Origin of the sequence: Sulfurimonas sp., assembly GCF_029027585.1 — a bacterium.
Classification (GTDB): Bacteria; Campylobacterota; Campylobacteria; order Campylobacterales; family Sulfurimonadaceae; genus Sulfurimonas.
On sequence record NZ_CP093397.1, the window covers coordinates 536,433 to 550,900 of the forward strand.

Annotated in this window: 12 protein-coding genes and 1 pseudogene; 6 read left to right on the forward strand and 7 right to left on the reverse strand. The window is 31.2% G+C overall.

What is annotated here, in order from left to right; genetic code table 11:
* Nucleotides 1–92: 92 nt before the first annotated feature.
* Nucleotides 93–1,163 carry a methyl-accepting chemotaxis protein gene (locus tag MOV50_RS02860; protein ID WP_321778911.1) on the reverse strand — a complete coding sequence of 357 codons (1,071 nt, stop codon included), beginning with the start codon at nt 1,161–1,163 and terminating at the stop codon, nt 93–95.
* Nucleotides 1,164–1,283: 120 nt separating this feature from the next.
* Complete coding sequence (locus tag MOV50_RS02865) at nt 1,284–1,553, reverse strand: helix-turn-helix transcriptional regulator (RefSeq protein ID WP_321778912.1); 270 nt, start codon at nt 1,551–1,553, stop codon at nt 1,284–1,286.
* 132 nt (nt 1,554–1,685) lie between these two features.
* On the opposite strand from MOV50_RS02865, the gene MOV50_RS02870 reads away from it, so the two are divergent.
* Nucleotides 1,686–2,564 carry a GGDEF domain-containing protein gene (locus tag MOV50_RS02870; protein WP_321778913.1) on the forward strand — a complete coding sequence of 293 codons (879 nt, stop codon included), beginning with the start codon at nt 1,686–1,688 and terminating at the stop codon, nt 2,562–2,564.
* Here MOV50_RS02870 and purH read toward each other — a convergent pair.
* Nucleotides 2,561–4,099, reverse strand: a complete 1,539-nt coding sequence (gene purH, locus MOV50_RS02875; RefSeq protein WP_321778914.1) for a bifunctional phosphoribosylaminoimidazolecarboxamide formyltransferase/IMP cyclohydrolase — start codon at nt 4,097–4,099, stop codon at nt 2,561–2,563. The genes MOV50_RS02870 and purH overlap by 4 nt on opposite strands.
* 75 nt (nt 4,100–4,174) lie before the next feature.
* A complete protein-coding gene (locus MOV50_RS02880; protein WP_321778915.1) occupies nt 4,175–6,370 on the reverse strand; it encodes a response regulator in 2,196 nt (731 codons plus the stop codon).
* Between the two features lie 192 nt (nt 6,371–6,562).
* Here MOV50_RS02880 and MOV50_RS02885 point away from each other — a divergent pair.
* Both MOV50_RS02885 and MOV50_RS02890 read left to right on the forward strand, forming a co-directional pair.
* A pseudogene (locus MOV50_RS02885) lies at nt 6,563–7,281 on the forward strand (6-phosphofructokinase); the annotation flags it as partial.
* A gap of 27 nt (nt 7,282–7,308) precedes the next feature.
* Nucleotides 7,309–7,467 (forward strand): hypothetical protein, encoded by a 159-nt coding sequence (locus tag MOV50_RS02890; protein WP_321779693.1) that lies wholly within the window; start codon nt 7,309–7,311, stop codon nt 7,465–7,467.
* Nucleotides 7,468–7,475: 8 nt separating this feature from the next.
* Here the strand turns inward: MOV50_RS02890 and purL are convergent, their stop codons facing one another.
* From purL to MOV50_RS02905, 3 genes are all read right to left on the reverse strand, one after another.
* Nucleotides 7,476–9,692 carry a phosphoribosylformylglycinamidine synthase subunit PurL gene (gene purL, locus MOV50_RS02895; RefSeq protein ID WP_321778916.1) on the reverse strand — a complete coding sequence of 739 codons (2,217 nt, stop codon included), beginning with the start codon at nt 9,690–9,692 and terminating at the stop codon, nt 7,476–7,478.
* A 62-nt stretch (nt 9,693–9,754) separates the two neighbouring features.
* The gene (locus tag MOV50_RS02900) at nt 9,755–10,282 is read right to left on the reverse strand and encodes a transcription elongation factor GreA (protein WP_321778917.1); all 528 of its coding nucleotides are present in this window, start codon (nt 10,280–10,282) and stop codon (nt 9,755–9,757) included.
* Nucleotides 10,283–10,293: 11 nt separating this feature from the next.
* Nucleotides 10,294–10,620: a hypothetical protein gene (locus MOV50_RS02905; RefSeq protein ID WP_321778918.1), complete on the reverse strand. Its 327-nt coding sequence runs from the start codon at nt 10,618–10,620 to the stop codon at nt 10,294–10,296.
* A gap of 120 nt (nt 10,621–10,740) precedes the next feature.
* On the opposite strand from MOV50_RS02905, the gene MOV50_RS02910 reads away from it, so the two are divergent.
* From MOV50_RS02910 to holA, 3 genes are read left to right on the forward strand one after another with little or no spacing between them, the layout of a single operon-like run.
* Nucleotides 10,741–11,541, forward strand: coding sequence for an HDOD domain-containing protein (locus MOV50_RS02910; protein WP_321778919.1), 801 nt, complete (start codon nt 10,741–10,743; stop codon nt 11,539–11,541).
* A 7-nt stretch (nt 11,542–11,548) separates the two neighbouring features.
* Nucleotides 11,549–13,489: a ribonuclease R family protein gene (locus tag MOV50_RS02915; RefSeq protein ID WP_321778920.1), complete on the forward strand. Its 1,941-nt coding sequence runs from the start codon at nt 11,549–11,551 to the stop codon at nt 13,487–13,489.
* The gene (gene holA, locus MOV50_RS02920; RefSeq protein WP_321778921.1) at nt 13,482–14,450 is read left to right on the forward strand and encodes a DNA polymerase III subunit delta; all 969 of its coding nucleotides are present in this window, start codon (nt 13,482–13,484) and stop codon (nt 14,448–14,450) included. Before MOV50_RS02915 ends, holA begins: the two co-directional genes overlap by 8 nt.
* Nucleotides 14,451–14,468 lie beyond the last annotated feature (18 nt).

Below are 14,468 nucleotides of genomic sequence, written 5' to 3' on the forward strand. Positions count from 1 at the left end.
TTATTTTGTCCTAAATTTATATTAAAATGTATTTGTATATTTAAGTGTGATTATATCATAAGGGTTGAGTGGATGTCAATCAAGTACGAGAATTAATCTCTCGTACTCTTTACTGCAGTTAAAAGTTCTTTAAAGCCTATGTCACTTGACATTTCAACATCTTTTAATCTATCAGATACTTTATTTCGTTCATGATTAAGACTATATTTTAAAGTCTCTTGTAAACCTTTATGAACATTAGTATGATGTTTAACAATACTATTTAATAATGAATTTCCTTGAAGAAATCCATTCGATGCTACTGTAAACCATTGAGCAAACCTACAACTATTCTCATCTGTTATTGTTACAGAAGAATCATTTATCAATGCTTCATATACAGATAACTTTAGTAAAATATGGTCAATTTTACCATTACTTACATGAAGCTCATTTGTTACTACATTAGTTTTATTTTTAATAGTTATGCTATTGACATTTACTTCAGCAATATTTTCATTAAAAGAAGAAAGTATTTTCATAACAGAAGATGATTCATTTAAAAAATCTTTAGATATTTCCATCATTGAATTAGAGTTTTGTTTTAAACCATTGATATTTATTTCAATTTCTTGTGTCGCTTTTTGAGTTCTCTCAGCCAATTTTCTCACTTCATCTGCAACAACAGCAAAACCTCTGCCATGTTCTCCAGCACGAGCTGCTTCTATAGCTGCATTTAATGCGAGTAAATTTGTTTGATCAGAAATATCCTTAATCAGACTAATTATATCTGAAATAGAGTTAACACTATCATTCAAAGAGTTTGCATCATCGGAAAGAGTATTAGAATGAACTTGTATAATCTCAATATTATTTGCAATATTAACTGTTTCAGACTCAACACTGATCATTCTTTCGGTTGTTTTTTCATTTAATTCGTTGATTTCTTCTAAATCTGCAATATTATCTTCTATGGTGCCTTGTAAAAAACCAACTCCACTCTCATAACTTTTAAGCAAAATTTCAACAATTTCAGAATTATTATCTACTTCTAAACCCTCATTTTTTAATGCTTCAAGTTCATTTATTTTTTGTACTAAAGCTGAGTTTTCAGACTCTAACTCTAAAAACTTTTTTTCATATTTAACGGTTATTTCTGCTATTTTTGCTGATGTTCCAAACATTTATTATTCCTTTTACTTATTCTAATACTTTACAACTTAGACAAATATAAATGTTGTCTTAAAAAGCACTTTTTATTCCTTAACATGCATCAACCGTGATAAAAACGACTTTAAAATTTATTATTGATTTTTTTCTTTTAACAAGTCAATCACATTAATATCTAAAGCTTTTGCTATTTTATAAATATGCTCTAAATTAAAGCGTCTACCTTTGGCATAGTTTTCTGCATTTGCATAAAAGGCAGATGATTTCTGTCCTATCATAAGAGCTAATTCTAATTGTGTCACGCCCTTATCCTGTCTAGCCTTTTTAATGTTTGAAGCAACAAGTTTAATAAAATCTTGAACTTCCTTATCCTCAGCTACACATAAATTTTCAAATATACTCAATATTTATTCCTTAATATTAATTTGTAATTAAATTAATAATATTTTAAATTATATGTAGTTACAATCTATAAGACAATTATCTATAAGCTATTAGCTCATAGACTAATAAAGGTAGAGTCTATTTTTGATGCAATGAAATTAATTTTAAATACAACGGAAGCATTAATTTATGTGATTGATTTAGAAAATAATGAAATTATATATGCTAATACTAAATGCATAGAAGAGTTCGGTAATGTAATTGGAAAGACATGTTATAAAGTTCTACAAAAAGATAAAGAATGCCTATGTGAGTTTTGCCCTTTAGCTGAAATAGAGAACCCATTAGAGTATCTTTTAGAAACAATATTCGAATGGGAAAATAAAAATTCTTTAAATAACAAGCATTATCTTTTTAAAGATCGGATTATTTTATGGGAAAATAATAAAAAAGTTCAATTAAAAACAGCTATAGATATAACAAAACAAAAAAAAATTGAAGAAAAAATTTTAGAACTTGCACATTATGATGAATTAACAAAATTACCAAATAGAGTTTTATTTAAAGAGTATTTACAAAGAGCTATGAAAAGAAGTGGTAGAACATCTGAATATAATGCACTACTTTTTATAGACTTAGATAATTTTAAAATTATAAATGATACTTTAGGTCATACTATTGGAGATAAAGTACTTGTAGAAGTTGCTCAAAGGATTAAAAACTCTGTTCGAGAAAATGATATTGTTGGAAGAATAGGTGGCGATGAATTTGTTGTTTTAATAGATATAAATGAAAAAAATATAAAACTTATTGAGGAAAAACTAATAGCTATAACAGAAAAAATACTTTATAGTGTAAAATCAGCATACGGCGTCATTAAAAATGACCTCCGTATTAGTGCAAGTATTGGAATAAAGTTCTTCAATAATGATGATTTTTCTATAGTTGAGCTTATGGAACATGCTGACATTGCGATGTATAAAGCTAAACTAAATGGGAAAAATACTTTCTGCTTTAGTTCACACTTTTAATGTAAAAAGTGGCGAATTTCTGAGAAATATAAACTCATACCAAATTCATTGGCAGCATCTATAATCTCTTGATCTCTGATACTTCCACCTGGTTCAATTATATTTTTTACACCAGCTTGTGCTGCTGCATCAATAGAATCTCTAAATGGAAAAAATGCTTCAGATGCGAGAGCCGCACCACTTACATCAAGTCCCATATCTTTTGCTTTTTTCAAAGCACATTGAGCAGCATCTACACGACTTGTCATACCCATACCAACTGCTACCATGGCAGAGTTTTTAACATATACAACACAGTTTGATTTTGTGAGAGATGCAACTTTATACGCTATCTCTAAATCTTTCATGTCTTGCTCAGATGCTGCATTTTTAGATACTAGTTTTGCATTTTTAACTTCATCAGCTCCAACTTTATCAGCATCTTGATAAACAAAACCACCATCAATATGTTTAAAATCTTTTTTATCATTTGCAAGTATTAATTTATCACTTCCCATCTCAAAAAGTTTTATACGCTTTTTCTTTGCGAACACTTCTTGAGCTTCTTGGGTAATATAACCAGCAATTACAACTTCCAAAAATATTTCATTCATTTTCTCAGCCAACTCTTTGTTAACCGTTCCATTTACTGCAACAACACCACCAAAAGCAGAAACTGGGTCACATTTTAAAGCTTCTATATACGCATCTAGTAAGTTGTCTTTTATAGCAAAACCACAAGGATTTCCATGCTTAGAGATACAAACAGCATTATCCTCTCCAAAAGCAGATGCTATCTTCACAGCACCATTTAAATCGTTAAGATTGTTAAAACTTGCCTCACCTTTTAATGTTGTGAAGTTGTTTTTGAAGTGCTTATCAAACTCATATAAGGCACCTTGTTGATGAGGATTCTCACCATATCTTGTAGCCATTACTTTGTTTCCAACTATAAACTGTTTCTCACCAAAACCTTCATTAAATCGTTCATTCATATAATTTGCTATCATGCTATCGTAAGCCGCTGTATGTTCATACGCTTTTATCATGTAACCACGACGAAATTCTTTAGTATTTTTTTCATTTTCTATCGCATCTATAACTTCACTATAGTCCTCTACATTTGTAACGACAATAACAGCATCAAAGTTTTTTGCAGCAGAACGAACCATAGCAGGTCCGCCAATATCTATGTTTTCTATAATATCATCAAAATCGTCAGTTCTTTCGATAGTTTCTTTAAAAGGATACAGATTTACACAGACCAAATCAATAGACTCAACACCTAACTCTTTTGCTTGGTCAATATGTGATTGTTTGTCACGACGATGTAAAATACCACCATGAACGAAAGGATTTAAAGTTTTAACACGCCCTTCAAAACACTCAGGAAATTTTGTAACCTCATCAATCTCAATAGCTTTGATGCCAGAATCAACTAACTTTTTATAAGTTCCACCAGTTGAAATAATCTCATAACCATTTTTTACTAAAGATGTACAAAACTCTACAACGCCATTTTTATCACTAACACTAACTAATGCTCTTTTTGCCAAAAATTATCCTTTTTATTATTATGGAATTTTATCTAAAATAAGATTATGGTTTTATGAAAATGAAGAGCAATAGTATTAAACATTATCTTTAAATTTATCACGAATTTTTAAGAATTCTTCAATATTTTCTAAAAAGATGTCTAAAAGTTTTGGGTCAAAATGTTTTCCTCTTTCTTCTTTAAAAAGCTCTAAAATTTTATCTAATTCCCACGCTTTTTTATAGCTTCTATCACTTCCTAAAGCATCAAAAACATCTGCAATAGCCGTGATTCTTCCAAAAATATGAATTTTTTCACCGACTATCTTATTTGGATATCCATTTCCATCCCATTTTTCATGATGAGTATAAGCGACGATTGCTGCTGCTTTTAGTATGCGTCTTTTTGATTTTTTCAAAATATTATAACCGAGTTCACTATGAGTTTGCATGATTTTCCATTCTTCCTCATCTAGCCTTCCCGGTTTTAAGAGTATCTTATCTGGAATACCAACTTTACCGATATCATGCATAGGAGATGCACTATATATCAACTCTGCATTTTTATCACTAAGTCCAGATAACAGAGCTAATAACTTTGAATACTCAGCAACTCTCTTAACATGAAAACCTGTTTCTTTTGAGCGTGTCTCACCAACCTCACCCATACGATATATAATCTCTTTTTGAGTCTCCTCAAGTTCAGTATGAAGTTTTACGAACTCTGTCATATTATGGCTAATAGACATATATTCTATGATATTATCATCTGCATCTTTAATAGGGATAATAGTACTATGCACATAATAAGAACTTGCATCTTTTGCAATATGTCTTATTTCTCCAGTCCATCTATCACCGCCTAGTATTGTGTTCCATATATTTTTATACAAACTTGGTGCATTTTCAGGATGGCGTAGCATAACATGTGAATTACCTATAAGTTCTTTTTCTGTATATCCAGATATATCACAAAAAGCTTGATTTACATATGTTATTGTCCCATCTACTTTTAAACGAGATAAAATATTACTTACATCAATTGCTTTTTCATACTCTGAGGAGCGTTTATACATCTCTTGGAAATTACCCTCTGAGATATTTAGTTCATTTTCAAGATGCTCTTTCATCGTCTCAATAGCTGTTATGTCAATTCTAATACCTATATACTCAATAATATTTCCATAATAGTCCACTATAGGGCTTATTACAGTATCTACATAATAAGCTTCTCCATTTTTTTTACGGTTTTTAACTATTCCAAACCATGACTCTTTATTTTTAATAGTCTTCCATAGCTCTTTAAATACTTCTGATGACATATCCTTATGCCGTATTAAATTATGTGATTTACCTATTAGTTCACTCTCTCTATATCCCGAAAGTTCACAAAATCTATCATTTACATAGGTAATATTACCTTTCAAATCTGTCTTAGATACTATTGTACTTCTATCAACCGCATCTTTGTATTCGTTTAGTAATTGTTGTTTACATAAAATTTCTCTACTTTTACGGTTTGACTCAATAGCTGCATCAACTTTGAGTACAAATTCTTCAATATTAAATGGTTTTTTTATAAAATCATAAGCACCTAGTTTTAATGAACTTCTTACCAGTTCAGGATCACTTTTTCCAGAAATAACTATAACAGGAATTGGACATTTCTCAGGAATAGACTTGATCTCTCTAATAACATCTAGACCATGCTTACCAGGGAGTTCCATATCAAGGAGTATAAGGTTTATCCTACTAACTTTTAATTGTTCCAAAGCCTGCTCTGCATCTTCAGCCTCTACAATATTATAGTTTCTTACATTAAGTATTGACTCTATATATTTTCTAATTAGTTTAGAATCATCTACAACTAAAATATTACTATTATGATTTCTTTCTATAGAGTGTATAACCTGGTCTATAGCAACTATAGAGTTATTAAAATACTTATCTTTAACTAGATAGTCTAAAATACCATTCTTAAAAAGGTTCTCTCTTGTCTGGATATCTGTTTCCGCGGTAAGTATAATAATCTTTGCTTTACTCAAACGCTTAACTTCTAGTACAAGCTCTTCACCATAGGCATCGGGAAGGTTAAGATCTAAAATAATAAAATCATATTTCGTATTTACAAGATTATAAGAAGCGGTTGCATAATCAAATACCTGCTTACATATATAACCCTTATCTACTAATATCTTATTAATAGAATTATTTACAAATTCAGAGTCTTCTACAATCAAAATTTTATATAATGAATTTTCAATATTCTGCTCATACTTATCACAATATAACATTTATTTATAACCTTTAAAAGACTTAATAAACAAGCATACTATAAAAAATATTAAAAAATGATTTTTAAAATTAAACTTTCTTAAATTTAAACTTTCTCAAAGATATTTTTTATTACTATATTTAAATAAATTTACATGAGGCTCAATATGCGAAAAATTGCTATTTTATGTTCTGGTGGAGATGTGTCTGGAATGAATCCAGCACTAAAACATTTTGTTGAATATTCACTTCAAAAAAATCTTATTCCTTATTTTATTTATGATGGTTATGAAGGCTTGATTGACAACAGCATAAAAAAAGTTACTTACTGTGATGTGTCAGGAATTATCACTCGTGGTGGAACTAAAATAAGAACTTCAAGAAGCGAAAGATTTATGCAAAAAAGGTATAGACAAATCGCAAAAAATAACTTAGATGCTCTAAACATTAACATGCTTATTGTTTTAGGGGGAGATGGCTCCTTTGTTGGTCTTGATATTTTTCACAAAGAACATGGAGTTATATTTTGTGGTGTTCCTTCTACTATTGACAATGACATCAACGGAACAGATTACTGTTTGGGTGTTGACACAGCACTTAACATCATAAAAACATCTATAGATGCTTTGCGAGATACCGCTTCATCCTTTAAAAGAGCCTTTGTTATTGAAACTATGGAAGAGATTGTGGTTATTTAGCACTTGTTTCGCATCTCACTTCAGGTTCTGAACTTTGCTTAATTCCTGAAGTAGAATATGACCTTAAGTCTTATGAAGAAAAATTCAAAAATCAAATAAAAAATGGAAGAAAATACTTTATAGCAATCGTTTCAGAAGGTATAAAACAAGATTCACAAGAGATAGCACAATGGTTTGAGAAAAAAATAGGTATAGAAGCAAGAGTTAGTGTTTTAGGACATATTCAAAGAGGTGGAAATCCTAGCATCTATGATAGACTTATGGCATATAAGTTTATAACTCATGCTATAGATGGACTACTAGAGCAAAAAACAAATAGTGTCATCTGTTATACTAAAAAAGGTTTTGTTTATAAAAGTATACAAGAGGTTGTTAGTAGTCCAAAAAAATTGGACCCTAACCTATTGAATTTATTGTAAAAAAGAGATTAAATATCTCTCTCTATAACTCTTTGGAATGTTTTAAAATAACTGTCTTTTAAGTTTTTCATGCTTAAAGTAACATCGTTTACTTTTATGAAGTCACCACCAACTGTTCCGATTTTTTCAACACTTGATTGTTCATCTAACATAGCTTCAAAAGCTTCACAATTTTCAGATTTTACTTCTATGATAGCACGACTCATAGACTCAGCAAATATATCTCTTTCATCAGAAATACTCATCTCAACATCACAACCAAAACCAGAAGTTGCTGACATCTTTGCTAATGCAATAGCTACACCACCAGAACTTGCATCTTTAGCACACTCTAGTAAGTTCTTTTTGTTAGCTTCTATAACTAAGTCCCAAAGAGCAAGTTCATTTTTGTAGTTTATCTCAGGTAAAACACCTGCGACAGTATGACAAATCTCTTTCATATAAAGTGAACCACCAAACTCGCTTTTACTCTCACCAACTAAATAAAGTGAATTACCTTGCGCTTGAAATGAAGACATTAAAACATTGTTTTGATCATCATTTACACCAACAGTTGCGATAGATGGAGTTGGGAAAACTGAAACACCATTTGTTTCATTATAAAGTGAAACATTACCACCAATTACAGGAGTTGTAAGTTCTGAACAAGCTTCTTTAATACCTAAACAGCCCTGACCAAATTGCCACATAACTTCTGGGTTTTCAGGGTTACCATAGTTTAAACAGTCTGTAATTGCCAAAGGTCTTGCACCACTCATTGCAACATTTCTACCACTTTCTATGACAGCGGCAGCAGCTCCACCTCTAGGGTCTATGTAACAATAACGAACATTGCAATCAGCACTCATGGCAAGTGCCTTGCCATTTTCTTTTATACGAACAACAGAGGCATCTAACATACCACCATTCTTGATAGTATTTGTTTGCACCATAGAATCATACTGAGTATATATCCAAGATTTATCTACAACTTCCATAGACTTGATTAAAGTTTCAAAAGCATCTTGATTTGAAACTTTATTAAAATCATTAATAGTTACAGATGCCAAAGCATCTAAGTAAGTTGGTTTAGTCATTGGACGATTAAGTTCTGGTGCTTCTTCACTTACAGGGTCAACAGGAACATCAGCACACTTTTCTCCATGCCAAAAAAGTTCCATATTTCCAGTTGCGGTAACTTCACCAACAACAGCGGCATCTAAATCCCACTTTTCAAATATATCTATAATCGCTTGTTCTGAACCTTTTTTAGCACATAGAAGCATTCTTTCTTGAGATTCACTAAGCATAAAATCATAAGGAGTCATATTTTCTTCACGAGCGGGAACACGGTCTAGATGCATTATCATTCCAGAGCCACTTCTTCCTGCCATTTCAAAGGCAGATGAAGTAAGTCCAGCAGCACCCATATCTTGAATACCAACAACATAGTCAGTTTTAAAAAGTTCTAAACAAGCTTCAAGTAAAAGTTTTTCAGTAAAAGGATCCCCAACTTGAACAGTAGGACGAAGAGATTTTGACTCTTCTGTAAAACTATCAGAACTCATAACAGCTCCACCAAGCCCATCTCTACCTGTTTTTGCACCAACATACATTACAGGATTTCCGATACCTTCTGCTTTACCATAAAAAATCTCATCACTTTTTGCAAGACCAAGAGTAAAAGCGTTTACTAAGATATTGCCATTATAACACTCATCAAAACTTGTTTCACCACCAATAGTTGGAACACCCATACAGTTACCATAAGAGCCGATACCATCTACAACACCGCGAACCAAAAAGCGTTGATGAGCTGATATTTTGTCATCATTCATAACATTACCAAATCTAAGTGCGTTTAAATTTGCAATAGGACGAGCACCCATAGTAAATACATCACGCATGATTCCACCAACACCAGTTGCTGCACCTTGAAAAGGTTCAATAAACGAAGGGTGATTATGTGACTCCATCTTAAATACAGCCGCATAACCATCACCAATATCTATAACACCAGCATTTTCACCAGGACCTTGAATAACCCATGGAGCAGAAGTAGGAAAACCTTTTAAGTGAACTTTTGAAGATTTGTAAGAACAATGCTCACTCCACATAGCTGAAAATATACCCAACTCAACGATATTTGGCTCACGACCTAAAATCTCTTTCATATGTACATAATCATCTTGACTTAACTTATGGTCTGCTAATACTTGTTCTATATTTTCTAGTTGTTGGCTCACAATGGAATCCTAAAAATTGGTTTTTAAATGTGGATTATATCTAAAGGAAAGTAAAAGTTGTTTTAATGAAAAGAAAAGTCAATTTTTTTGCGGATATTTTTCTTTAGTGAGAAGATATTTATATACTCTATTTTTAATATTTCATACTCTTTTTTAGTTTTTGGTAACTTTAGAACAAACTCATCTTCTACTTCTTTACCTATCATAGATTTAGCAAGTGGAGAGTGAACAGATATTAGTCCATTTTCAGGCTCACTTTCTAAAACACCACATAGAGTATAGGTTTCTTCTTCATCTGTATCAAGATTTAGTATATTTACAGTGCTTCCAAAGCTTACTTTTTTGTGTTTAAATGAAGATGGATCGATAATTTGCGATTTTTCAATCATCGAGTTAAGAAGGAAAAGTCTTCTATCTATAAAACGAAGCTTCTCTTTTGCAGCGTGATAATCAGCATTTTCACTTCTATCACCCTGAGCAGCAGCTACAAGTTTTTCCTCAGCAGTTTTTGGTTTTTCGACCTCTAGTAAAAATTTAAACTCTTCTACTAAAAGGTCATAACCTTCTATAGTCATCGGTTCTTTATTCATAAGTAACTTTTTTAATGGTTAAAACCAACTATGTAGTAAGTTTCTTTATTATCTAATTTATTTACTGTTATTTTAAATTTGTCACTAAAATGTTTAACTTTTTCATGCGCTTCTTGTGCAATTTCACTTGAAGGTGCTTCTATTTTTATCTTAAAACAATCGTTTGTATTTGACATAGCTACATAAGAACCATCTATTTTTAGATGGTCATGTAAATCCATAATATGCTTTCTTATCTTTTCATATCCAGCAGTATTGTTCTCTATTCTTTCTAATTGACTCAACAAAGCACTATTTGGTGCATAACCTAATTGTGTTAACATTGCATCTCTTTGCATTTTTACCCCTAAAGTTTATTTATTTTTAAAATAATAACAGTTATTTGTAAATATTCAGTATTAATTTATTTGCATATACTATAATGATATAAACAAATAAAATAATTTAAAGAGAGTACCATGACTGATGACATTTTAAAAAAGATTAAACAACTTCCACCTTTACCAGAGTCTGCAATGCAGATAGAAGCGGTTTATCAAGATCCAAATAGCAGTTTTAACGACATGGTTAAGATTTTAGAAAAAGATCCTCTTTTAACAGCAGATATTTTAAAAGCTGCAAACTCTCCTCTTTATGGTTTTTCTCGTGAGATAAATGCAATCAGCCAAGCAGTTGGTCTATTTGGTATGGGAACTGTTCGTGGTTTTGCACTTGCAAGTATTGTTAAAAAAAGTTTTACTCTTGACTTATCTCCTTATGGAATAGACAACGATATGTTCTCAGCACTTTCTAAAAAACAACATGGACTTATGACTTCATGGTGCATGAGAAAAGAAAATAAACTTCTAGGTGTTTTATCTCCAGCAGCTTTTCTTGTTGAAATTGGTAAAGTTCTTATAGCTCAACAAATCATCTCAGAGAACAAACAAGACGCTTTTAGAGATGCTTTAGCCGAGCTAGGTGATGTTGAAGCTGCTGAGCGAAAGATTTTAGGAGTAGATACACCTGAAGTTAGTGCAACTGTATTTAAGCACTGGAGATTTGAAGAAGGTTTAGTTGATGTTATCGCTAACTGTCAAAGTCCAGATAAAGCAGAACCTGAGGACAAAAGACCTGCACAAATTCTTCATGTTGTTCGTACTTGTGTTCCTATAAATGGTGCAATAACAGATGCTAGTATAGATGCAGCAAAAGTACTCTTAACAAAATACGACCTTGATATGGAAAGCTTTGATAAAGCAATAGAAAACGCTAGATAAGATAAATTTGAAATCTCTACTAATTCGGCTCACTCTTGGTTTGAGTGAGCAAGATATCATCTCAGACGAACGCTCTCATATAACAGATTTTTTAGCCAAAAAATATATAACTAAAAAAGACAATATATATAAATTCAACTCAAAATACCGTGCTGGAACTTTAGGGCTTATTCAAAAAGACACAGCCTACTTAAATGTCATTGGCGAAAATATTCGTGATTTATTTATAGCTGAAGGTGATTTAGGAGATGCTAAAGAGGGTGACCTTATTATCGCTCAAAGACTTCTTGGCATTAGAGGAACTCCTCGTGCAAAAATTGCACAGATAGTAGGTCGAGCACTTTCATATAGTGTTGCATATATAATTTCAAAAGATGAACATAAATCTTTAGTAAATTTAAAAACTGACTATCCCACTGGAGTTGAACTTGCCCAAGAGACTCTAGATGCCTATGATATAGGTGATGTTTTTAAAATCAACAATCAAGAAAACTCCATAATACAAAAACTTGGGAACTTAAAAGACCCTCTTGTTGATGAAAGAATAGTTTTAGCACAGTACAACAAACATGATGAATTTGACGCCGAAGTTTTAAAAATTGCTACATCATTTAAAAATGTAGATGCATCTAAATATAAAAATAGAGTTGATTTAAGAGATTTAACTTTTTGTACTATCGACCCTGTAACAGCAAAAGATTATGATGATGCCATCTATTGGGACGATAAAAAAACCACTCTATTTGTAGCTATCGCAGATGTAAGTGAGTATGTGACTCCTTTTGGAACTATTGATAATGAAGCTATATATAGAAGTTTTTCTATCTACTTACCACATCGTTCTATCCCTATGTTACCAAGACAACTTAGTGAAACTCTTTGTTCACTTCAACCCAATGTTGATAGATTAGCTTATGTTTTTGAAATGAAACTTGATGTTAATACTCTTGAAGTTACAAAGTCTAAAGTTTATGAAGCTATCATCCACTCCAAAAGAAGATTCAATTATGAAGAGATAGATGATTTTTTTGATGGCAAATTAAAACCAAAAAATGATTCAGAAGTAAAAATATTTTCTTGGATTAAAAAATTACGCATTATTACAGATAAACTAAAAGAAAAACGATTAAAAGTTGGTTATGACTTTCGCTCAAACGAATTAGAAATGAAAATTGATGAAAAATCAAATATCGTATCTACGACTTTTGCAAAAGAAACTCCATCGCATTCGCTCATTGAAGACTGTATGCTTTTAGCAAACAAAGAAGCAGCATCTAAATACACTAGAGGCATCTTTAGAATTCACGAAGAACCAACTCAGTCTAAAATTCAAATACTTTACCAAGAGTTAGCAGGTATAGGAATGAATATAGATATTAAAAACTCTATGAAAGAAACCATAACAGATATACAAACTCAAGCTAAAGATATGGACTTAGAAACAGAAGTTGATACTTTAATCATTCGTTCACAGATGCAAGCAAAGTATGCTCCTTTAAATGCAGGACATTTTGGACTTGGTTTTGAGGCATATACTCATTTTACTTCTCCCATTAGAAGATATAGCGATTTAATAGTACATAGACTTTTAAAAGCCATAAACAATAATGACAAAGAAGAAGGCTCTTATGTTTTGAGAAATATTGAAGCACTTAGTATGACAATAAGTGAAAAAGAAAGAGAAGCTAGTAGTATAGAAATAGAATTTACCCAAAGAAAGTTTGCTAGATGGGCGCAAAATAACTTAAACAAAGAGTTTAAAGCTCGTATAACATCAACTGAGCCAGAGTACAAGGCCGAAATTAACGGTGAAATAAGTGGTGCGAGAATAAATATAACAGCATCTGAGAATGCTGTACTTTTTGAAGATGTAACTATCTGCATAAACAAAGTTGATATTGCAAAAGCTAAAATTTTTGCTCATGTTTTAAAGAGCGATGATGTATAAAGCAGCTTTTGATAAGCTAATTCAAAGTGGTAAAATACCAAATAGTTTTGTATTTTTTGGTGAAAGTTCTTTTCTTATAGATGCTTACACAAAAATGATAAGTAACATACAAGACGCTTCTATACTTAGTTTCTACCATGATGAATATGACTTTAAAAGTGCAAAAGCACATCTTAGTCAATCTTCACTTTTTGGTGGAGTAAATATTTTAATCATAAAAAGTGATAAAAAAATTCAAAAAAAAGAGCTTGATGAGTTTATAAGCTTATGTGAAAAAAACAAAGATAATATGCTGATTTATGCTTACTATGGAGATAAACATCAAACTTATACTGCAAAAACATTTTTAGCAAAACAAAATACTATCGTTGTACGATTTTTTCATCCAAACCATCATGAGTCAGTTAGCATTGTACAAAATGTTGTAAATGCAAAAAAAGTAAATATGGATGCTTATTCTATAAGTCACCTTTTAAATATTCACAACGGTGATGTTGCTCTTGCTTGTAATGAAATAGATAAACTTAGCATCTATGATAAAAAAATAACCACGAAAGATATAGAGCATCTAGTATCAGGTTTAGCTGAAGTGAGTATGGAAGATTTTATAAAAAATATACTAAATAAAAAAGAATTTACTAAAGACTTACTAAATATAATCGACCATGGAGAAGACGAAATAAGAGTCGTTACAGCATTAACTTCATATATAACTCAACTTTATATGTTCAATATTTACATTAGAGTAAATGGTGCACCAAATGCAATAGAGATTTTGGGGTACAGACCTCCAAAAAATATTGTAGATGAAAAAGCTGCACTTTGTTTAAAATTTAAACCTGCAACATACTATAAAATACAAAATGTTCTTTTAGAGAGTGAATTAAAAATGAAAAGTTCAAATGTAGATAAAGGTGCGATTTTACTCTCAACTCTTATACGAGTTCAAACACTCATCTAATCCTACGCATGCAAGAAT